This is a genomic window from Methanoregula sp. (assembly GCA_026625165.1).
Classification (GTDB): domain Archaea; phylum Halobacteriota; class Methanomicrobia; order Methanomicrobiales; family Methanospirillaceae; genus MVRE01.
Genome location: CP112999.1, coordinates 1,251,711 through 1,274,637, shown reverse-complemented (window position 1 = coordinate 1,274,637; position 22,927 = coordinate 1,251,711). Strand labels below are relative to the sequence as shown.

The following is a 22,927-nucleotide window of genomic DNA, read 5'->3' as shown; positions in this document are numbered from 1 at the left end:
CGAAAAATAACCGTGTCGGTTTTCGCTGAAATAGTGTCGGTACCCGTGTCCGCACCCTGTAAACTCCCAAGTTCTGGATCGCGGTTACCGTCGGAGAACCAAAGATCGCATCCGCCCGGAACAATGCATCGCTCTTAGGCTGTCATACGGTCTCCACAGGAAACGGTGGTTTGCCCACACTTCACCGTTCTACGGTCCGGCCATTACGGCCCGGCCACGCAAAAACTATATCCCTGCGACAAAGTAAAAAGAATCAGTATTAAATATAATGTATATTATTAGAACCGGCCATACGGCCGGTGGGGAGAACCGATCATGGCAACGGACAGGATCAACAGGTCAGGAATGCCCGGCCACGCGATGTGCCTGCGGGAGGTCTGCGCATGGCAGGGATAGTATCGGCAAACGCGTACGCGAACAACGAGGTTGTATTCATCGCGTGGGACGTGGACGGGAAGATCGACGGCTGCCTCGGCTTTGACGTGACACGGGTGTATCTCAATCCGGACGGGACGGTTGCGACTAAGGCCGATGGCACTGAGGACCGGGTTCGGTGTGCGGCGTGGGTAGCATTCGAAGGCCAGCGTAACCCTCACTGGATCGCCCAAGACACCGGCACGTGGCCTATCCAGAAGACTTCGTGGCGTGACCTTACGGTACGGAAGAAACGCGACAACCTGAAAGTCCGGCCGGCTGAAGCGTACGTCCGGTACGAGATCCGGCCCATAGGGGACCTGAAACCCGGCCTTGAACCTGCACCCGATCCAACGCCCGCGACTGTAACAGTGTCCAAAAAGGACAAGGACGGGAAACCCGAGAAAGGTGCGGATGGCAAGGTCATCCTGATCACGGCACAGGAGTACGAGGGCGAGCCGCGCCCGCTCGGCTACCTTGGCCCGGCAGTATCGACAAACCCGGTCCTCGTGTCGAGCCGGCGCGGGAAGTTCCGGTCAACGTTCACGAACGGGATTCTTGCCGCACAATGGCTGAAGAACGTGCTTCTGGAAGACGGGAAGATCGAGCCGAACGAGCTTTTACACAAAATCCAGAATCCCAAGGACCCGCACCGGAAGTACCTTGCCGGTGATGTGCTGCCCCTGCTGCACGAGTTCTTTGAAAGACCCGGCGAATTCTACCTCGCGCTGTATGAGCTCGAAGACGAGGAGCTTATCGACCTGCTTGTTACGAACACGGACCGGATCCACCTCATCCTCGCAAACACCGGGGTGAGCAAGAAAAAGTGGGACGAGAGAAACGCCCCCGCACGGCAAAAACTGATCGATGAACACGCCGATATCCAGCACCGGATGTTCAACAACTCCGGACACATCGGCCACAACAAATTCGTTGTCCACGTCCCGCCGGGTGGCGGCCCGCGTTCCGTCCTTACTGGCAGCACGAACTGGACATTCTCGGGGATCGCGGGACAGTCCAACAACGCCATCGTAATCGAGGACGATGCAGTGGCCGCGGCGTACCTTGCCTACTGGGAACGGCTGGACAACGATAAGCTCCCCCTGCCGGATCCCCTCAGCGCAGAGATGAAAAAGAACTACCAAGGCAAGCCTTTCCGTAAGTCCAACGAAATCCCGGCAAACGTGGAAGAAGGAGATGGGAAAAGTGTCAGGGTCTGGTTCTCGCCCAACATGCAACCGGTATCAGTGGGGAAAAAGACGCCCCCCGATCTTGAAGACGTGTACCGACTCATGAGACTGGCAAAGGACGCTATCCTCTTCCTCGCCTACTACCCCTCCCAGCGCGGGAACGACTCTATCATCTCCGAAGCGATTGACATCGGACGGAAAGACGGGAAGCTGATTGTCACCGGCGCGGTCTCGAGCTCTATGGCGATGCCGAATTACAAAGGGAAGGGCAGTGACAGCGGCGATGAAGGCAAGGACGATTCTGATTCCCCCCGCACATTTACGGAAGGCAATGTCTTGGTTGTCCGGGGGTCCCGGATCGAGGATAATGAACTCTTTGGGGATTTCGGAATGGAGCAGCAGACCGCGTATGGGAGCGTTGGCGCGATCATCCACGACAAGATCGTTGTCATCGATCCGCTCTCGCCAGACTGCACGGTCATCCTCGGCAGCCATAACCTCGGGTTCCGGGCATCGTACTGCAATGACGAGAACCTTGTCATCGTACAGGGGGATATGGCGCTTGCGCAGGCGTATGCCGTCCATGTCCTCGATGTCTACGACCACTACCGGTTCCGCGCACGCGAAGCCGAGCTTAAGAAACAGAAGAAGAAGGGCTGGTCGGGTTTTTTGGAAACCGACGATTCATGGATGGACGAGTACGTGGACGGGGCGAAAGGCGCTCTTACCCGGTACTTCGCAAAGCGCAGCCCCGCCCCCTGATCTGAAAAAAGAATCCTTCATCGAATTTTTTACCCGGCACTCCAGCAGGAAAACAGGGGAGGAAAGAAGGTAATTCTTCACATTCCTTATGATCATGACATCGCAAAGTTTCACGGTGAGCACGTCTTTTCCCTTCTTCTCCTCATCAATGGCAACGGATTCGAGGAGCCGGATGCCGAGCGCCTTTTCGAGTTTTCCCGTATATTCTCGTTGGGTGGAAGATCGAACCGAACAATTCCCTCGACCCTGCGAGTGCAGCAGCGTTGCAGTACCAGGACATCAGCACCGGGCCGGCACAGGAAGGCACGATGAACCGGGGCGGAATGTATAGGCGGCAGATGACCGAGAATATCAAAAACTTCGTGCTGGTCGAGGACATCGACAAGGTAATCGCGAAGGTGGAGAATCTGGGCGGCAAGATCCTGATGCCGAGGACTGAGATAAATGGTGTCGGGCTTGTCGCCATCATCCGGGATACCGAAGAAAACGGCATCGGCCTGTGGAAGCCGGTGATGAAGGGGTAAGGCCGGGGGAACCCTGCGACAGAAATAGTAGTTGACCCGCTGCATCCTGCATTCCTTTTTTTTGCCGCAACTTCTGACATCAGGAGATACAATTAATGCATCAGACACCTATGGATCAGTATACTATGCTACCATCGTCAGTCCATCATCAGGTCCGGCCGGTATCAGGCGCAATGCCGGATCACAAAGCCGGGAAAAAGGCAAAGGCACGCCGCCCCAAAAAAGGACTCTTCGGGCTTCTTTCAGGCTGGACGGTTGACAGCCAGGCACTCAGCGACGAACTCAAAGACTGAATCGATCATGGCGACTTTTTTTGCCGACACCTATGCAATCATCGAGTTTCTCAAAGGCTCACCGGACTATCTCCCATACAAAGATGCGGTACTCGTGACTACAGAGTTCAACCTCTGTGAATTCGCTTATGCTGCTTTCCGCGACTACCCGGATACTGCGCAGGAGATCTGTTCGCAGGTCCGGCACGGGATGCGGCTCTACCATCCCGGTGACCGCGATTACCTGCGGGCAGCCCGGATGCGCAGGCTCTATGCACGGCAGGGACGCAAGTTCTCGCTCATCGACTGCGTGGGATATTCCGTTGCGGAATCGCTCGCCATCCCCTTCCTGACCGGTGACCGGGAATTTGAAGATTTGCCGGACGTCGAATTCGTAAAATAATCTGTCCCGTCATTCGCCCGCTTAATATGAAATAAAGGAGGAGTCCCTCATAGCACTTCGTCCTGCCCAGCCGCACACTCTTTCAAGACTCCCCGATGGTACCTGACGACAGGATTTTCATATCCGCAGCCCGAAAAGAGGGATTCTTTTTCTTCCAGCGTCCTGCAGGCCACGTTAAGAATTATCATCGGTTGGAACGTGGCCATACCTGGCCGGTCCTTCCCGTAGATAAAATTCCTCGAAACTACAAAAACATGGCCGCATTATGCAAAAACCTGGCCGCCGGACCAGTAAAATGGGCAGTCCTCGAATCGTATCACCGTCGGAGAGTGCAGTCCGGGAAAGTACTGCTCTCTCCCGGGCTTTTTGCAGATCCCAGTACGTATGGGTTGTCAGACGCCCGCCTGACCTATACCCAAAATCCTCGTCGGTGTCCGTCGGTGGAAATCTCCGGAATAAGGGCAAAAACAATGGTTCCTATCATTTCAACGTCCTGCAACCTGATCCTGCACCCGTTCGGCCGCTGGAAAGAACCTAAAAGGACATTTTAAACTACCGTCGGTACACTGTGTAAAAAATCACCATTTTTTGACGAATAAGACTTGGTTTTTCCGGAATAAGACATATTTTCAGCCCCGGGATTGCCTTCCGGGAACATGCTCCCGTCGGAGAACCAAAGACCGCACCCCCTCCACTCAAGAGTTTATTATTTTAATTATTACGAGTCCCTGTTCCATATTGTAATAAAATACAAAACCCTAGGTACGCAAAAATTTCAACTAAGGTAAATCCTATTATCCTGGAAACCTGTGCCCCACAAAGAGAGCTTTGAACGATGCATAATGGATAAGTAACAGTTAGATTTTCCCAACCTGTATAAAACAGGGAACATGCAAACGCCACCGAACTAAAAATAAATGTTAAATCTTTTATACTTGTCACATACCATGATTGAAATTGAAAATATAAATTCTCTTTTAAAAATTTTGCTCTCTAGAAAACTTCAATGACGAAAACGTGTCTCGTCTTCATTTTATTCAAGGATTGCCGGAACCAGCATTTGGATCGTAATCTGGTTTTTTGATGGGGGGAATTACGGGTTCTTACTGCACTGGTTGTCAGGTCGGTGCTGATAAGTAAACGGGTTATCAAAATTTTTTGCTCTTGTAAATAATTACCTATCAACCGACAACTTATCAGAACCAAATTTTTTTATTACCGGTTTATTTCCCATTGCCCGTCCGCTTCCGTAACAGGACGAATGCCATGCACACCAGTACCGCCAGCAGGGAGGTTACCGGCAGGAGTGCGGCCTTTGTGGGGGCGGTCGTTGCCGTTGTCTGTGGGGCTGGTGGAACCGTCGTCATCACGGTCTCTGGCGTGGGTGAAGGTGTGGCAGACGTGAAGACAAGCGTCGGCACCACGGTCGATTTGGACGAGAGTTTCTCCGGGTTGAGGGTATATGATGCCTTTGCGCCTGACGATCCCTTCGGGATATCCGGGTCCTTGAGCCAGACATCAACGGTTTTATACGAGCCCGAACCGCCAAGGTGTGCCTTGTCAACCGGCTCGCTCGTGGCGTAAACAGTGTAAGTCCCGGGGTCGAGGTAGGAGGATACCCGGCTGGTGTCCCACCGGAAGGACCATGTCTGGTCGCTGGCAACGTCAACGGTGTTGAACTCGCCCTGGTCTGCCCGCCGGGTGGGACTGGTCAGCATCACGCCGTTTGAGGGAAGGCCCGGGCCGGTGAGGAACAGGTACATTGTGTCGCTGACATAGGATACCCCGCTGATCGTGACAATGTCTCCCATTTCTGCATCGATCTCCACATCGGCCGCCGACACCGGCATGGCAAACATGACCGGATACAGGCAGACAATTAAGAGAAGCGCGACCGGCAGGAGACCGGCATATCCGTAGTGATCGGCCATACTGTATACCCTTTCATCAGGTGTATGGACCTCCATGAATTTTTACTTACCCCCCGGAGTCCTGATACGTCAGCGGTTAGTGACTGGTTTTTCACCTCAATAAAAATTCCCGTGCTCTTTTTTTTTATAAAAAATTTCCGGGAAATTTTTGGCCGTGGGATTTTATTGAGCTAAAAAATTTTGGAAATGAAATTTTTTTTAAAATTTTTTTTGCGATAAAAAAAAATTGAGATGGCTGGGTTCATCATCTCTCCTTAATGTAAAAGACCGGGCTACTGGAGGCGGGTCCCGCAATTGTAGCAGAACTGTTTGCCGGGCCGTACTTTCTGTCCGCAGCCGGGGCAATGGGAAAGCGTTTGATCTCCCGGCAGGTGAGCGACAGGCGCTCCGCCTCAAGAACCAGATCTTCGAAACCATTGCAGAAGGTGTTTACCTGATCCGGGCCCGCGATGGCGTGATCGTGTATGCAAATTCCAAATTTGAAATGATGTTCGGTTACGAAGAAGGGGAGTTAATCGGTAAACATGTCTCTGTCGTCAATGCTCCCGAAGAAAAAATGAGCCCCCGGGATACTGCTGATGAGATTATGAAAGCCCTCGATGAAACAGGCGAATGGAGAGGGGAAGTCAAAAACATCAAAAAAGACGGCACGACATTCTGGTGTCTTGCAGTTGTATCCACGTTCGAACATCCCGAATTCGGGAGCGTCTGGATCTCAGCCCATACAGACATCACCGAGCGCAAACAGGCTGAAGAGGCACTGGAGAGGTCATATTCGGTTTTACATGGAGTGGTTGAGAGCCCGAAAGAGGTTGTGATCTTCGCCCTCGACCGGCAGTACCGGTATATTGCGTTTAATAATAACCACCACAGGACGATGAAACGGATCTGGGGAGTTGATATCGCTCTCGGGAACAGCATGCTCGATTACATACGGAGTCCGGAAGACCGGAAAAAGGCAGTTACCAATTTTGATCGCGCACTGGTCGGGGAATCATTCACGGTTACCGAAGCATATGGGGATTCTGCACTCGAACGCCTGTGGTATGAGGATATCTACAACCCGATCACTGATGAGAACGGCAATGTCATCGGACTCACGCTGTTCCTTACCGACATCACGAACCGTAAACGGATAGAAGAGGCCCTGCGGGAGAGCGAGGAGAAGTTCCGTGGCGTTGCCGAACGCAGTTCGGACATCATCATGCTTACGGACGATAAAGGCAGGACGACGTATATCGCCCCATCCGTTGAAAAAATTCTTGGATATAATCCCGATGAAGTCATAGGGAAAACGCCGGGGGATCTCGTACATCCCGATGATCTGGGTTCTGTCTATGAACTTGTCCGGAAAAATATGGAGGGAAACGACAATTCAGAGTTGCTTGTGATACGTATCCGGAAAAAAGACGGCAGTTATGCTATCATGGAATTATTCGGATCCCCGATCATAAAAGATGGCATTTTCTCGGGTATGCAGGTGATTGGAAGGGATATTACCGAGCGTAAAAAGGCGGAAGAGGAACTGCGCCATCAGGCCGAGGTTATCGATCAGGCCCATGATTCCATCATCACTACGGATCTGGAAGGCATGGTGACAAGCTGGAACAAGGGCGCTGAACGGCTGTACGGGTATACCCAACAAGAATCCCTTGGCAGGAATATCTCGTTCATCTACCCGGACGATGAACAGGATGTGCTGAGTTACGATGTCATAGCCCCTCTCAGGGAAAAAGGATCCCATGAGGTTGAAGTACGCGTGCGAAGAAAAACCGGAGAGATCTTTTATATTCACCTCTCCCTCTCGCTTTTAAAGGATCAGACCGGAACGCCTGTCGGCATGATCGGGTACTCGCTGGATATCACCGCCCGCAAGCAGGCGGAGGAAGCGCTGCACGAGTCCCGCCAGCTCCTTGAAGCTGTAATCAACAGCATCACCGTCCGTGTCTTCTGGAAAGATAAAAACCTCGTCTATCTCGGCTGCAATACCCCGTTTGCTCTCGATGCCGGTTTTGAGAGGCCTGAGGACATCATCGGGAAGGACGATTACGCGATGGGCTGGCGGGACCAGGCCGAGCTCTACCGGGGGGACGACCGCAACGTGATCGAGACCGGAAAGGTAAAACTCCTCTTCGAGGAGCCTCAGACGACCCCTACAGGAGAGAAGATCCACCTCCTGACAAGCAAAGTCCCGCTGCGGGATGCCAATGATGAAATTATCGGGGTACTGGGGACGTACCTTGACATCACGGCCCGGAAAAAAATGGAGGAGGAAGAACGGCTGACACGCGAGCGGTTCGAGACACTGGTGAAGGTCTCCGAGATGCGGGGTGTCAGCGAAACGGAGTTATCCGGATATGTCATGGAGGCAGCCTGCCGGATGACCGGGAGCACGCTCGCATTCATCGGGACAATGATACCGGACGAATCAGTGATGGATATCATCTCGTGGTCGAAGTCAACCATGCAGGACTGCAGGGTTGCTGCATCCCCCATCCATTTCCCCATTGAAAAAGCCGGCATCTGGGCGGATGCCGTTCGGACACGCACGCCGAAAATTGTCAATGATTATGCTACCCCCCATCCCGGCAAGAAAGGACTGCCGGAAGGGCATGTCAGGATCACGCGGTTCCTCTCGCTCCCGATACTTGATGACGGGAAGGTCGTGATAGTTGCAGCGGTTGCCAACAAGCCGTCAGATTACGACGAAGCCGATGTGACCCGTCTGACGCTCCTGATGCAGGGGGTGTGGGGAAATCTCCAGAGACGGAGATCGGAAGAAGCCCTGCGGGAGAGCGAGCGGAAATTCCGTGAAATATTTGACAATGCAAACGATGCGATTGAGATCGTGGAGCTTCTGGACAACGGGCTTCCCGGCAGGTTTCTCGATCTTAATGATGTTGCCTGCCGGATGGTTCTTTACACCAAGGAAGAAATGCTCCAGCTCAGCCCACTTAAAATCGACACGGATTACTTTAGCCGGCCCTTCGATGAAATAATGCGGGAATTACATACCTCCGGTCGTGCAACATTTGAGACAGAACACCGGAGAAAAGACGGGATACTTGTTCCGGTTGAGATCAATGCTCACAAAATTACCCTTCTTGGAAAAACAGTGTTCCTGTCAATTGTACGGGACATCACAGAACGGAAAAAAGCAGAAGCCGCGATCCTGCAGAGCGAGCAGAAGTTCCGCGATATATTCAACAATACCACCGATGCGATCCACATCCACGCGATCAGGGATGACGGGACACCCGGCAGATTCACTGAGGTCAACGATGTCACTTACCGGATGCTGGGATATACCAAGGAAGAGATGCTTGCAAAAACCCCGCTCGATATCGCTACGGAATACCATAACCCGCCTGTTGAAAAAATCCTTGAAGCACAACGAACAACCGGCACTGCACGATTCGAGACTGAGTACCGGGCCAAGGACGGCACTATCATCCCTGTAGAAATCAACACCCATGTCGTTACTATCCAGGGAACGAAGGTGATGCTCGGGGTTGTCCGGGATATCACGGAACGGAAGAAAGTCGAAGCTCTGCTGAAACAGTTCAACGAGGAACTCGAACAGAAAGTGAAGATCCGGACTGAAGAGCTGAACGCATCGCTTGACGAGAAGGTCGTTCTCCTGCGGGAAGTCCACCACCGGGTGAAAAACAACCTCCAGATCCTCATCTCGCTTTTAAACCTGCAGTCCCGCACGATCACCGACCCGAAGGTCATTGCAGCGTTAAAGGGGAGCACCCAGCGCATCCGGGCGATGTCGATGGTGCACGAGAAGCTGTACACAGGGATGGACCTTGCCCACATCGAGTTTGTCAGTTACCTATCCTCGCTTGCCAACTCGCAGGTTTCGTTCTACGGCTTGAGCCCGGGCAGGATAAAACTCGAAATCAAAGGCCGGAATATCATGCTGGACATCAACACCGCCATCCCGCTGGGGCTCGTCATGAACGAGCTGGTGAGTAACGCGTTAAAACATGCATTCCCCGGTGACCGGAAAGGCACAATAAAGATCGAGGCACGGGAGATAGAAGGCCGGCTCGAGATTACCCTCGCCGATGACGGTGTCGGAGTGCCGGAAGAATTTGATGCTACGACCTCATCCACGCTGGGCCTGCGGCTGGTTAATATCCTTGTTGAGCAGCTTTTCGGCACGATCATGCTTGACCGGACCGGAGCAGGGGCAGTTTACCATATCAGTATCCCGGTGAAGGAGCAGTGAGTTCGATACTTCCGCCTATATCCCGATTTTAAAAAGCAGGAGAGGCCGTGTTCAGGAAGATGGTAAAATTAGGATCCGGCGCGGTTTGAACAGGTGGCGAAGAAATTACGGGGACTGGCAAAAAACCCGGAGATTGGCAAGCCCCTCAGGAACCGGCTGAAGGGCACACGGCGCTTTCACATCGGCCATTACGTACTTGTTTTTAAAATCGAAAAGAAAAAGCAGCAGATTATCCTCATCGATTTTGCGCATCACGACGAAGTTTATTGATCGTTTCACAATTTTTTAAAGGACCCCGCGCAGTGCCCAAAACCGTCCCGCGATAAAAAAAATGAAAAAAGACAAAAAAAATTATTTCTTCACTTTCCTGATAATTGTCACGTCGCCCAGGGTCGGGGCGAGCTTGTCTGCCACTTTCTTCTCCGTACTCTCAACCGGGCCTTCGATCAGCCGGATCTCAAGCGCCTTTTCCAGTTTTTTGCGCACACCCTCTTCAGGGATCAGTTCCGCGTTCTCGATCTTTTTTACGAGATGCTCTTTCTCTTTCATCTGCATCGCAAGGTCTTTCTGGGAGAGGCCTTTTGCCATGCGGGCATTCCTGATCCGGGCCGCATAATCATCGACGATCTCGCCTTCCATGAAGTCAAAGAGGTCCCGTTTCCGGCGGGCTAAAGGGACGGCCGCAGGCCTGGCCGCTGACACCGGGCCGGCAACCGGACGGCGGACATCAGTCCTCTTTGGCTGCTGCACCTCGGTGCCATATTTTTCGCACCTGCCGCAGACCTGCAGTTCAGCCCCTTCGACCCGTACAAGTTTTGCCATCCCGCGGATCGTTTCCCCGCACATTTCGCACTGCATAAAAGCTCAGAAACTCTTTATATGCTTTTCCCTAAATATCTAATTGATACCATAATGGGAGACATCCTGCATACGGCACAGGACCCCCAGACCCCTGAAGACCTGTACCGTTTCTACCGTTCACTGTCTGAACAGCTCCGTGACCAGCTGGTGCAGATCGAGAACGACAAGCATGAACTCGACGAGCAGCTGAATAAGCGCATCCTCGATCTCGAAGCACGGAACATGGAACTGCGCGAACAGCTCCGGCAGACCGATGCGGACAGGCGCTATACCGAGACCCAGAAGATTCGGTTCGAGAGGGAGGTGCGCAAGCTGAAAAGCGAGAGCGAGCAGCTCCGGAGCCCCCCGCTCATCATCGGGACCATCACCGACGTGATCGATGCAAACCGTGTTATTGTCCGGAGCAGTGCAGGACCGCGTTTCCTAGTGCGCAGCTCCCCAAGCATCAGTGCAGAGGACTTAAAGGCCGGGATCCGGTGCACCCTCAACCAGCAGTCGCTTGCTATCGTCGAACTCCTCCCCACGAGTTTCGATGCGCAGGTCTACGGGATGGAAGTGGTGGACTCCCCGCAGGAGACCTATGCGGACATCGGGGGGCTTGAAGCCCAGATCACCGAGATCAAGGAAGCGGTGGAACTCCCGCTCAAGCGCCCCGACCTCTTCCTGCGGATCGGCATTGACCCGCCCAAGGGCGTCCTACTCCACGGGCCTCCGGGGACCGGGAAGACGCTCCTTGCAAAAGCAGTGGCGCACGAGACCAATGCCAATTTCATGCGGGTTGTCGGGTCAGAGCTTGTCCAGAAATATATCGGGGAGGGCGCCCGGCTCGTGCGCGAGCTCTTCGACCTTGCAAAGAAAAAAGCCCCGACGATCATCTTCATCGATGAGATCGACGCAGTCGGGGCATCCCGCACCGAGGCAAACACCAGCGGGGACCGGGAGGTGCAGCGGACGCTCATGCAGCTCCTTTCCGGCATGGACGGGTTTGAGAACCGGGGCGACGTGAAGATCATCGGGGCCACGAACCGGATCGATATCCTTGACCGTGCTCTCCTGCGGCCTGGCCGTTTTGACCGGATCATCGAGATCCCGCTACCTGATGTAAAGGGACGGCTCTCGATCTTAAAGGTTCATACCCGCGCCCTCACCATGGACGAGAGCGTGAACCTCGATGAGATCGCCGCATCCACTGAAGGGAAGAACGGGGCGGACTTAAAAGCGATCTGCATGGAAGCCGGTATGTGTGCAATCCGCAAAGAGCACACTTCGATTACCCGGCAGGACTTCCTCTGGGCGATCGAGAAGGTCGCGACGGATTTCAACCGCAACCGTCCAGTTGATATCGAAGGCGCAATGTTTGCGTAACTATTTCCCCAACCCTTTTTTAAGTAAAATTACCCTGATGCCCTCCTGAACAGGGTACACATCTTTTCTCACTTACCTTGTGTCCCTTCGCTTTTATGATCAAAGGGGGAACCATCGACAAGGTTCCCGTAATGCTGGTAAAACCATTTTTTTGTCAGTTCAACAAGGACCAGGTACCCGATCACAAGGCCGATCAGCACGGCAAAGAATGGTGCCGGCGGGGGAACGAACCCGAAGATGGCCCCAAGCACGGTAAACGGCAGTGCGCATGCGATTACAATCACCAGTAATGTACTGGCGAGAAGGTACATACTCGGCCGGCTCGTATAGAAGGGTACCCTCTTTGTCCTTATCACGAAGATGACGGCGACCTGCGTGCAGATCGATTCGATGAACCATGCAGTCTGGAAAAGGGCACCGGCTGCCTGGAAGACATAAATCATGATGAAAAACGTCAGGAAGTCAAAGAGCGAGCTGATGGGGCCGAAGATACTGATGAACCTGTGGATAAAAACGATGTTGAGGTGCTTGGGACGTTCCGCGTATTCGTCGTCAACGGCATCGGTCGGGATCGTTGTCTGGGAAAAATCATACAGCAGGTTATTGAGCAGGATCTGGATGGGGAGCATCGGGAGGAACGGGAGGAAGAGGGAAGCTCCCGCGACGGAAAACATGTTGCCGAAGTTGGAACTTGTCCCCATCATGATGTATTTTAACGTATTGCCAAACGTTTTGCGCCCTTCGATAACCCCGTCCTGGAGGACGCGGAGGTCGTTTTTCAATAGGATGATATCTGCGGATTCCTTGGCAATGTCAACGGCATTGTCCACCGATATTCCGATATCGGCTGTCCGGATCGACGGGGCATCGTTGATCCCGTCCCCAAGAAACCCGACGACATGGCCGTTCCTTTTTAATGCATTGATGATCCGGTCTTTCTGGATCGGTGTTACCCGCGTGAAGATGTTGTTGTTCTCTACGACCCGGGCCAGCGCTTCATTGTCCATCTCTTCAATGTCGGGCCCGGTCAACACACCTTTGATTGTGTAACCGAGGGATTCGCAGGTTTTACGGGTAACCAGTTCGTTGTCACCGGTCAGGATCTTGACATCGATCCCCGAATTTTTGATCAGAAGCAGGGATTCTGCGGCAGTCATCTTTGGGGGGTCAATAAAGGCGACATACCCCAGGAAGATCATGTGGGTCTCCTCATCCGTTGCATACCGGCTCCGGCCGGACTGAACAGGCCGGTATGCCACCCCGAGCGTGCGGAACCCGTCCCCGCTCAGTTCCATGTACAGCCGGGTGATCTTGTCCTGCCACTCATCCGTCAACGGGACAATGCCGCTTCCCCTGGCGCAGGAATCGCATACCCTGAGGATCTCCTCAGGCGCACCTTTGGTTATGAGAATAGTATCAGTACCGGTTGAAACAACGATTGAAGCGCGTTTCCGGATAAAATCAAACGGCATCTCATCGATCTTCTCATACGTACTGGTGTCCTGTTTACGGAACCGGAGTATGGCATCGTCAAGGGGACTTTTCAGGCCGGTCTGGTAGTAACTGTTCAGGAATGAATACAGCAGCACCCGGTCGCTGTCGGTCCCGTCACAATCAACGTGTTTTATAAGCGAGATCCGGTTCTCGGTCAGGGTGCCGGTCTTGTCCGTACACAGGACGTCCATGCTCCCGAAATTCTGGATCGATGCAAGGTGCTTGACGATCGCACCTTTCCTTGACATCGCAATCGCACCGTTGGACAGGTTGATGGAGAGGATCATGGGGAGGAGTTCCGGGGTCATCCCGACCGCAAGGGCGACGGCAAAGAGGAGCGAATCCAGGATCCCGTGATGCAGCAGGGCATTGACAAAAAAGACAAAGATCACAAGGAAGAATACAAGCCGCATCATGAGCGACCCGAAGCTTGAAAGGCCCCTTTCGAACTCGGTTTCCGGCGGACGCTGTGTGAGCATCCGGGCAATTTTGCCATACTCTGTCTTAGATCCAGTCCGTGTCACGATCGCGGTTGCCGACCCGCTGACAACAGAGGTGCCTAAAAAGACAGCGTCTTCACGGTCGGCCGGTTGATCGGAGGTTTTGCCCGGGGCATTCGTTTTCTCGACCGGGTAGGGTTCGCCGGTCAGCGCCGACTGGTTGATAAAAAAATCATGCGATGTGATAATCCGGGCGTCTGCCGGGACAATGTCCCCGGCGGAGAGGCTGATGAGGTCACCGGGGACCAGCCGGCTTAACGGGATCTCCTGCCGTCTCCCGTCACGGGTGACCGTTGCTGTTGTTGTAATCTTCTCCCTTAGGAGTTCAACGGCGTTGCCTGCCCGGTATTCCTGGTAAAAATCCAGGATGACACTTGCAAGAACGATAAATATGATGATGCAGGCCTCGGTGATCTCGCCGACGACAATGGATATTGCAGCTGCAATGAGAAGGATGATAACAAGCGGGTTTTTAAAAAGTGCAAGGATCTCAAGGGCAGGGTTGGGACGGACCCTCGAGACTTCGTTTGTGCCGTACTCTTCAAGCCGGCGTTCTGCCTCTTGTGCAGTCAGGCCGTTAACCGACGTCCTGAGCTTGTCGAGAAGTTGATCCTGTGTGAGGGTATAGAGTGGATCGATGATGTCACCTCCCCTTTGTATGAACATGACAGGAACTGGTCCGGAAACGGGCTGCCGATACCCATCCCTCCTGCATATCCTTCCTCGTGTGTTGGAAGGGGTTTTTCCGTAATGAATCTTGCGAGAGGACAGGTATAAAAGAGCACGGATGTTCCCTACAAAGAATTGGATTAAAAATTAAAACGAGTGAAGACCGATGGTGAAAATTGTCAGGTGGCATTTCGATTCTGTTGGCGTGTCTATGCACCGACGAACGTCTGTATTTTACTATTATCTTTTTATTTTATGAAAAAAAATCAACCAAACAAATTTCTCCTTACAAAAAAAAAGTGTGATACTATTATGAGAAAACATTCAGTCGCTCTGATGAGAATCCTGATGACATTTTTAATTATTCTCTCTGCAGGTATTGCTGGATGTTCATCACAGGCTCCACCTGCATCATCAGTAACCCCGCCCGCAACATCTCCAGCAATAACGGCTGCGCCAACCGCTGCGCCAACGGTTGCACTGACGGCAATGGAAACCACTGTTGCACCCACGGTGGTTGCGACTACGGTAAAACCCGCCCCCGTAAATACTACTGCAGAACCAACAGCGACGCCGGCACCTCAGGCCGTAGTTACCATTAAACTGACCAATTATAATACAGTTGATCCCTCAGGCACGGTTGTCATAGAGAAAGGGACCAAAGTCGTATGGGAAAACCAGATGATGGCCCGGGAAAATGTAGTCAAAATCGAAGGTTTGTTTACCTCAGGGACTCTTTCCTCGGGAGGCTCGTTTGGTTATACATTTGACAAGGCTGGAACCTATGACTGGATGTCAACTACTAATGGTGCTTTTAAGGGAACCATAACTGTCAAATAATTTTTATTCCCGGAACTTGGCGATCACTTTTATTGCAGGGATCGGATTGAGTTGGTTCCTGGAATTAATGATCAGGATTTTTTTTAAATTACTACTGTTGACCCAGTGTGAAAAAAGGAGGGGATCTCCATCAAAGGTGATGTCCGGGCAGGGCGTAATTCTGATCCCGTCCGAAAGCATCGTGAGCGGGATGCCGGGTTGGCACCCTTCCCGCGCTTATTCTTCAGTACTGAACGGATAATCCACCTCATGGCCTCCTGAAGCCCAGCAGATAAGGCGCAACAGTTTCAGGATCGGTTTTTTCTCTAAACCGTTTCTTGGGATAACCCCGAAGACATCTTCCCGGTATGCGTCGTATTTCAGCCGGCTGGTGTCATCTTCTGTAAAAAATATGAACGGAATGGAGAACCCCTGGGATCTTAGGGTATGAAGCAGTTCGATCGCGTTCATCTGAGGAAGGTTGTAATCCGAAACAATCACGTCCGCGTGGTACCGTGAGAGCCATGCCAGCGCCTCCTCCCCGCACGATACATGGAATAATGATACCGATCCGTATTTTTCAAATATGTGGGAGACGCAGGAGAAGATCGTCCGGTCTGCATCAACAAACAATACTGCAGTCATCCGCTTCCTTCAGGATTATCATGAGTCCTTCTCGTCTCAAGCCATTCGGAGACCCCGCCGATCAGGGAAAGCACCGCTGGCATGATGAAGATCGCGCCGATCAGGGAGAACCCGACAGCAATCAGGGTCGTGATGCCGAAATTGCTTATGATGGGGAATGTCGCAAGGCAGAGTGCCGAGAACCCGAAGAACGTGGCAAGGCCCGAGACCGTGATAGCGGTGCCGATCTTCCGGACGCTCTCCTGTATGGCGGCGATGTGATCGTGAAGCCGCTCCTCCTCTTCCGCGTACCGCTCCATCACAAGGATCGTGTATTCCGCGGCAACACCGATGGTCATCGAACCGAGGGTTGCCGTCAGCGGGGTATAGGGGATGTTAAGGATATACATCATGACGGCGTTCCAGCCGACGATGAAGACGATCGGGATGATTGGCGATACTGCATTGATGTGACGATACACGAGAATGAGAAAAACAAAGATAAAGATAAAACCGAGAATAGTCATCAGCTCTTTCGATTCCGCCAGACATGAGAGCAGACTGGTGAACAATTCAAAATTACCTGTTGGGTTTATGGTAATCCCGGTTGGAGGTTCGAGGAATATGATATCCTTGATCATCAGATTTTTCAGGGTGTTCTTCTGGCCCATGTCGAGTTTGATGGTGTTGAACTTGATGACCGCACTCATCTCGCCACTGATGTACGGTCTCCGGGTCTCTACCGGTATTTTCCCCAGCACAGCATCAAGAGAGGCCTGCGTTTCCGGCATCACGCCGCCATTATATTGGAGGATGTAAGTGGCGATGCTCGTCGACGCAGTAATTTCCGGATGGTGCGAGAGCTCGTAATCCTGGAACTTCTTGAGCCAGATCACGGTATCGAGATCTGTCACACGCGAGCCCCGGACAAAGAAGTCCGCGGTATCGGTTGATCCCAGGATGCGGGTGACCTTGTCAGCATTGATCTTCGCTGGCATATCCGTCGGAACAAAAGAGTTCTCGTCGGACTGGACCGGAATAGTCGGATCGATCTGGAACCCGACGAACGCTATGCAGGCGGCAATCACAAGGATGGGTATGGGATTTTTTGCAATCTTTACTGAAACGTTCGTGAGGAACTGGCCGTACGAGAATGAACTTTTCTTCCCTTTTTTATTGATACGGGCTTTTGTTGGGCTCTCTATGATCGAGTCGCAGGCATCAGTCCCCACCGCATAGCACTCTTCTGTTTTCAGCTGTTTGGGCTTGTAATTCAGCAGGAGTCCGAGCGTTGGCATGCCGATGCACGAGATCCAGTAGCAGATGAAGATGCCGATGATGGACACAATGCCAAACGACCGGATCATCGGGACGTCTGAGACAAACATCGCCAAAAATCCCATACAGGTGGCAAGCATCGCATACAGGACGGCAGGCCCGGTGCGGGTTACCGTCATGAAGACCGCAGCCTCAGGCGATCCTTTCCGCGCCTCCTCGTCAAACCGGGCATGGAACTGGATCGCATAGTCTATCCCAAGGCCGATCAGGACAGGGAAGGCGCCGATCACCGCTAGGTTCAGTTTGATTCCGGCAAGACCCATCAGGCCAAGGGAGGTCACAAGCCCGACCGCCACAAGCAGGACCGGCATGAACCGGTAGCGGACATAAGAAAAGAGGATCCCCATCGTGAGGATCATCAGGACCATCGCCCCGCCGATCAGGATACCCATGTTGCTCGTCAGTCCTGCTTCCAACTGTTGCATGAACGCCGGTGTGCCGGAGAGTTTCACGCTTACTCCCGGGGGCGCGTTGGAATTATCTATGATCGCTGTCACTGTCGCCAGTGCTGATTTCTGAATGTTATCCGGCAATCCCTGGTCAAGTTGGATTTGGACAAGGGTGAGGACATTTGAAGGAACGAGCTGGCTGCGGGTGCTTTCAGGAAGTGAGGCGACGATGAAGTCCGTGTCCGCCCGGGACGAAGGGAGCGTGCCGCCATTGGCACTTTTCAGGATATCGACGATGCTGATTGTGCTCTGGATATTCCGCTGCTGCCGGAAATCCTTTTCGAGATTATCGATATACGCAAGGACATCCGGGCTCAGCGGGTCACCGGCTTCGATGATGAGGATGATCGAATCTGACTTGTAGTCATTGTCATAGTCTGCCTGCAGGGCCCCTGCGGGGGAGTCCTTTTCCACGTAGGTCTCCCATCCCGTCTGCATGACGAGCATAGTCGTGCCGAAGAGACCGATGCAGAAAAGGGCGACAACCATCACGGCAACCAACCGGGGCCTGCGGTTGATCGTACCGGCGATGCCTTCAAAAAGTTCCTTGATCATTTGTCTCTCTCTCGCCCTGCCCGGCGTGCATCAGGTGCATAAAACCTGCATCTTTTCACGGGATTCTCCCAACATGCACCGGCATCAGGTACGCTCATTGCTTCCCCTTCCTGTACCGCCCGGCCAGCACGACGGTTCCGGCAGCAATCACAATAATGATGATGCCTGTTGCGAAGAGGGGGACCGGCAGCCCTGCCACGGTACCCGAAGGAGCGGGAACAACCTGCACGGTCACCGTAACCATGTCAGAGATCTGGCTGTTGCCAAGTGCATCGCGATACCGGAGTTTACTGTCGAAAGCATATACCGTGGGCTCAGCTGCCCGGTCTACCTGCACGTCATACCGGGCTGTCGCGGTTTCACCGGGTTCCATGTTCCCGAGGTATGCGGTGTCGTCGCTGCTTGAGAAGGGATCAACGGCCGTGATCCGCGCCTGTGCATTATATACCGTAGTATCCCCGGCGTTTTGGTAGTCTACGAGGATCACTCCCTTTGAACCGGCAGTCACCTGCGGCGGTGCCGATGCCACGAGGAACTCTGTCTTGGCGCCGACGGGAATCCCGATGGTATAGGGTGAAGACGTGACAACGGTCCCCTCATTGTTTTTATAGGTCACTGCCACATCAAGCGGGTACGTCTGCTTCTCCGCATTGCCGGAGACCGCGACCTTGTACCGGCAGGTCATGACCTCTCCTTGCGGGAAATCTCCGACAAATACGCTGGTGTCCGTAGGGATGACCGGGCTTGCCCCGTTGCGGGTAATCTTCACCGTTGCCTGTTTCCCGTCCTCTGAACCGATGTTTTTTATCCTGAGGTCCAGGTACCCTTCCATCCCTACGTTCAGGTTCCCGGGCGTCACTTCCAGCACTTCGATGTCAACCCGTGGTTTGATCTTTACCACCAGCGGGATGATCCGGGTTACCGGTTTGTACAGGAACTGGATGTTCTCTCTTGCTTCCTGGTCCGACGATGCGAGGTACTTATACCGGATGATGAGCGGGAGCTCGTACCGGCCTTCCGTCGCATTATTCAGGATTTTTGCGTTCACCTTCACAGTAACCGTGCCCGTACCCTTGATGTCGCCCACCCGCTGCGGGTCCGTTTTGATGATAATGGGGGCGTTGCCTGATTCAACCCAGATGGTCACGAGTTTTGCGGTATTGGGCAGGTCGTCAGGCTCAATTGTGCCCCAGTCCACAAATTTGTATGTATTGAGGCCGTTGTTCTGTACGACAATACTGATGGTCGCATCCTGGCCCGGCGAAAACTCGTTGATGCCGGAGATTGCCGCTGACAGGTCCGGGCTTGAGTCGATATATCTTGTCGCTGCGATGACAGGAGCGGTGCAGCATGCTACGATGAGAAGAACGGTGATGACTGCGCAGCCCGTTCTTCCGGCAATCAGTGTTGCCATGCCTGCCGTCCCTTTCCGGGATCCATAAAACCGGGTTGAGGATGTTCCGTCTCTCTTTCTGCCCGGAGTGCCGGGGTGTCCGTGCCGGAAGAAAATTCCCGTTTGATAACCTGACGATGGTACATACGGTTCACCGGGACCGGTTTTTATTCCAGCGGACGATGCCCACAATCCCGGCAACAACCAGCACAATAGTGATGCCGACAAAGAGCGGGTTGCCGGTAATCCCTGTCTGCGCCGTGACGTTAACCCGGACCTTCATGTTATCGGATATGTACGAATTATCGAGTGCATCGCGGTACCGGATTTCAGAATCAAGACCATATTCCTTGATAGTGGCGGCACGGTCAACGCTCACCTCATACAATGCAGTAGCGGATTCACCGGGCCTGATCTCGCCCAGATATGCGATATCGTCATTGCTGGTGAACGGGTTCACCGCGCTGATCCGCCCCTGGGCAGAAAATACGGTTGTATCGCCGGTATTTTTATACTCAACAGAGATTACTTTCTTATTACCCGGGTCCATCTCAGCGGGTGCAGAGATGATTGCAAAATCAATTTTTCCGCCTACGGGAATCCCGATGGTATCGCTCCGTGAGGTGACAGTATCACCGTCTTTGTTCTCGTAGACTACCACAACGTCGACCGGATAGGTTGAACGTTCCGCATCTTTTGCAACGGAGACTTTGTACCTGCAATCCACGGTCGAACCGGAAGGAAAGTCACCGACATATACGCTGCTGTCAGTGGGAATGACAGGGCTGTTCCCGTTGCGGACGACTTTTACAACCGCTTTGGTCCCGTCCTCGCAGCCGGTATTTTTTATCTTCAGGTTCAGGTAGCCTTCGGTTCCTACGTTGAGGTGGTCGGATTGCGCCGACAATACATCAATGGAGATATCGGGCCTGATTTTTACGGTGAGGGGTACGTCTGCATTGGTTGTCTTGTAGTAATACTGGATGGCATCGGTTCCGTATTGCTCAGCGAACTGCAGGTAGGTGTAATGGATATTGACAGGAAGGGTGTATGTTCCCGACCGGGCATCTGATAAAATTTTAACATTAAAACTGCACGTGACTGTATTTCCTCCTTTAAGATCTCCGACCATCTGGGGATCCGATTTGACAATGAGCGGGGCGTCCCCCGCCGACAATGACACCATAAGGAGTTTGGCAGTGTTGGGAAGGTCGTCACGGTCAATAAAACCGGACTGGATCATTTTAAATTCGTTCAGCCCGCTGTTCTCAATAACGAGAGTAAGGGTAGCGTCGGAACCGGGGGAGAACTCGTTTGTGCCTGAAATATATGCAGAAAGTTCCGGGCTTCCTGACATATACTTGGTACCGGCGCTTGCTGGTGCAGAAAGAAGGATGCATGCAACAGCAATTCCGGCAATTAAGAGTACCAACAGGGGAGTACCCAGTCTTTTTGAGATCCGGGGATGATGAGCCGGCTCTCCGGTTTTGCTCTTCGCTTGGTTATCGGTCATAGGTATTCACATTTCATTGAATGAGGGAAGAAGTTGGAGATTATTTTATTTATACATTTGGTTTATGGATTATACACGTTAATTATAAATAAGAACGAACAGGCGAAATGGCACTATATGCCGATGCAATGCATTCAGAGAAACCGGGACGTTAAATGAAAAAATTTTTCAGGAGACAAGTTCCTGGAGCGAAGCGATCCGGTCGCGCAGCGCTCTCTCCTTTTCTGCAAAGGACGTGATATCGGTTGCGGTGATATAGACACTGAGAATGCCGTCATGCTCAGTAGCCGAGAAGTTACCGTGAATACAGCGCTGGGTGCCGTCTTTCCTGTTAATCCAGAAGGTAGCTTCACCGGGAGTATCCGAACCGGGCTTGATATCCCTGATAACCTCATCGAGTGTATGCTCGCCATCTGTCGAAACAATCTTCACCAGTTCGGGAGCGAGCGACACATCTTCCGACAGTATATCCAGAAAATTCAGCTGTGCCATCTCCTCTTTGGTAAATCCGGAGATCTCAGTCATGCGCCGGTTGGAGAAGACGATCCTGTTGTTCTCGATGATGAGAAGCCCGTCCCGGATATTTTCGGCCATCGTCCGGAACCGTTGTTCGCTCTCACGCACCTTTATCCCTTGGGTATAGAGCTCCGTGATATCCGTGAAGATGATGAAATTATAGTACGTATCGTGGTGTTGTACTCCGCTGATGCGGGCATAGACAAACCGTCGCTCCCCGTCTTTCCTGATAATCCACATCTGGAGATCCCCGGGTTCGCCACGGTGGGCTTCGATATCCCGGGTCTGTTGCACCACATTCTCGTAGGACTCCGGTGCGATGATTGAAAGGGGTTTCATGACCGCCAGTTCTTCATTGGAATACCCGGTGATTTCGGCAATCCGGTTATTGGCGTAAATGATTTTACCATTTTCCATGATCATAAGCCCGTCCTGAATGTTATCGGCCATCATCCGGAACCGTTCCTCGCTCCCCCGGATTTCCCGCTCGGCAAGGATATGTTCGGTGATATCCTCCAGGATGACCGTGACCCCCTTGCCGCCATCCTCAAATACCGTCTGGACACGTTTTACCTTGAAGATGCATTCACCTTTATCTTTTATCCGGAACGTGACGGTGTCCTCGCCTTCCTTTGAACCCGCTGCCACCGTATCGAGCAGCTCGTGGACATCGACATTCGGAGGGCTTAAGTATTCGATATTTTTTCCTGCCGCGTCCCCGCGTTCGAGATCCATAATCTTGAGAAAATTATCATTTACATCGACGATCCGGCCCTCTTCATCGAGCACCATGATCAGCTCTTTTGAGTAACTTAGCATGGCAGAGAGCGGCACCCGCTGGGAGAGAGTGAATACCTTCGCCATGCCATACGTACGCATGTCGACCTGGCCGGAGATGAGCAGGATGTCGAGGTAGCGTCCGATCGTGTTCTTGTTCTTTTTCAATGCTCTTGAGATATCGGTGACGCTCATCCCGTTAGGATTTTTCTTGAGGAGTTTTTTTATTATGGCAAGTTCGTGCTGGTAATCCTGCATCATGGCATCATCAGGCCGACGTAACCGGCCATCAATAGAAGTATGAAAGGAGGAATTTATAAT

General features: G+C 52.7%; 16 protein-coding genes. 8 read left to right on the top strand and 8 right to left on the bottom strand.

Features of this window, described 5'->3' with window-relative positions; all coding sequences use genetic code 11:
• Window positions 1-383 precede the first annotated feature (383 nt).
• The 4 genes from OS112_06685 to OS112_06670 all read left to right on the top strand — a co-directional run bounded on the left by OS112_06685 (window position 384) and on the right by OS112_06670 (window position 3,565).
• Window positions 384-2,366, top strand: coding sequence for a phospholipase D-like domain-containing protein (locus OS112_06685; GenBank protein ID WAC04153.1), 1,983 nt, complete (start codon window positions 384-386; stop codon window positions 2,364-2,366).
• Between the two features lie 263 nt (window positions 2,367-2,629).
• Window positions 2,630-2,890: a hypothetical protein gene (locus tag OS112_06680; GenBank protein WAC04152.1), complete on the top strand. Its 261-nt coding sequence runs from the start codon at window positions 2,630-2,632 to the stop codon at window positions 2,888-2,890.
• 125 nt (window positions 2,891-3,015) lie between these two features.
• Complete coding sequence (locus OS112_06675) at window positions 3,016-3,183, top strand: hypothetical protein (protein ID WAC04151.1); 168 nt, start codon at window positions 3,016-3,018, stop codon at window positions 3,181-3,183.
• Window positions 3,184-3,190: 7 nt separating this feature from the next.
• Entirely contained in the window at window positions 3,191-3,565 is a 375-nt protein-coding gene (locus OS112_06670; GenBank protein WAC04150.1) for a PIN domain-containing protein, read from the top strand.
• Between the two features lie 1,223 nt (window positions 3,566-4,788).
• On the opposite strand, the gene OS112_06665 is transcribed toward OS112_06670, so the two are convergent.
• A complete protein-coding gene (locus tag OS112_06665) occupies window positions 4,789-5,496 on the bottom strand; it encodes a hypothetical protein (protein WAC04149.1) in 708 nt (235 codons plus the stop codon).
• A 226-nt stretch (window positions 5,497-5,722) separates the two neighbouring features.
• Between OS112_06665 and OS112_06660 the strand changes: the two genes are divergently transcribed.
• Window positions 5,723-9,733, top strand: coding sequence for a PAS domain S-box protein (locus OS112_06660; protein ID WAC04148.1), 4,011 nt, complete (start codon window positions 5,723-5,725; stop codon window positions 9,731-9,733).
• 93 nt (window positions 9,734-9,826) lie between these two features.
• Window positions 9,827-10,003 (top strand): type II toxin-antitoxin system RelE/ParE family toxin, encoded by a 177-nt coding sequence (locus tag OS112_06655; protein ID WAC04147.1) that lies wholly within the window; start codon window positions 9,827-9,829, stop codon window positions 10,001-10,003.
• 81 nt (window positions 10,004-10,084) lie between these two features.
• On the opposite strand, the gene OS112_06650 is transcribed toward OS112_06655, so the two are convergent.
• Window positions 10,085-10,591 carry a multiprotein bridging factor aMBF1 gene (locus OS112_06650; protein ID WAC04146.1) on the bottom strand — a complete coding sequence of 169 codons (507 nt, stop codon included), beginning with the start codon at window positions 10,589-10,591 and terminating at the stop codon, window positions 10,085-10,087.
• A 54-nt stretch (window positions 10,592-10,645) separates the two neighbouring features.
• On the opposite strand from OS112_06650, the gene OS112_06645 reads away from it, so the two are divergent.
• On the top strand, window positions 10,646-11,959 hold the full coding sequence (locus tag OS112_06645; GenBank protein ID WAC04145.1) for a proteasome-activating nucleotidase: 1,314 nt from the start codon (window positions 10,646-10,648) through the stop codon (window positions 11,957-11,959).
• A gap of 68 nt (window positions 11,960-12,027) precedes the next feature.
• Here the strand turns inward: OS112_06645 and mgtA are convergent, their stop codons facing one another.
• A complete protein-coding gene (gene mgtA / locus OS112_06640; protein ID WAC04144.1) occupies window positions 12,028-14,619 on the bottom strand; it encodes a magnesium-translocating P-type ATPase in 2,592 nt (863 codons plus the stop codon).
• Window positions 14,620-14,934: 315 nt separating this feature from the next.
• On the opposite strand from mgtA, the gene OS112_06635 reads away from it, so the two are divergent.
• Entirely contained in the window at window positions 14,935-15,462 is a 528-nt protein-coding gene (locus OS112_06635; GenBank protein ID WAC04143.1) for a hypothetical protein, read from the top strand.
• Between the two features lie 216 nt (window positions 15,463-15,678).
• Here OS112_06635 and OS112_06630 read toward each other — a convergent pair whose 3' ends face one another.
• The 5 genes from OS112_06630 to OS112_06610 form a co-directional block, all read right to left on the bottom strand.
• A complete protein-coding gene (locus OS112_06630; protein WAC04142.1) occupies window positions 15,679-16,086 on the bottom strand; it encodes a response regulator in 408 nt (135 codons plus the stop codon).
• Window positions 16,083-18,407: a hydrophobe/amphiphile efflux-3 (HAE3) family transporter gene (locus OS112_06625; GenBank protein ID WAC04141.1), complete on the bottom strand. Its 2,325-nt coding sequence runs from the start codon at window positions 18,405-18,407 to the stop codon at window positions 16,083-16,085. The genes OS112_06630 and OS112_06625 overlap by 4 nt, the downstream gene beginning before the upstream one ends.
• 94 nt (window positions 18,408-18,501) lie before the next feature.
• Entirely contained in the window at window positions 18,502-19,821 is a 1,320-nt protein-coding gene (locus OS112_06620) for an S-layer protein (protein ID WAC04140.1), read from the bottom strand.
• 130 nt (window positions 19,822-19,951) lie between these two features.
• Entirely contained in the window at window positions 19,952-21,313 is a 1,362-nt protein-coding gene (locus OS112_06615; GenBank protein WAC04139.1) for an S-layer protein, read from the bottom strand.
• Between the two features lie 168 nt (window positions 21,314-21,481).
• A complete protein-coding gene (locus OS112_06610) occupies window positions 21,482-22,867 on the bottom strand; it encodes a PAS domain-containing protein (GenBank protein ID WAC04138.1) in 1,386 nt (461 codons plus the stop codon).
• Window positions 22,868-22,927: the final 60 nt, after the last annotated feature.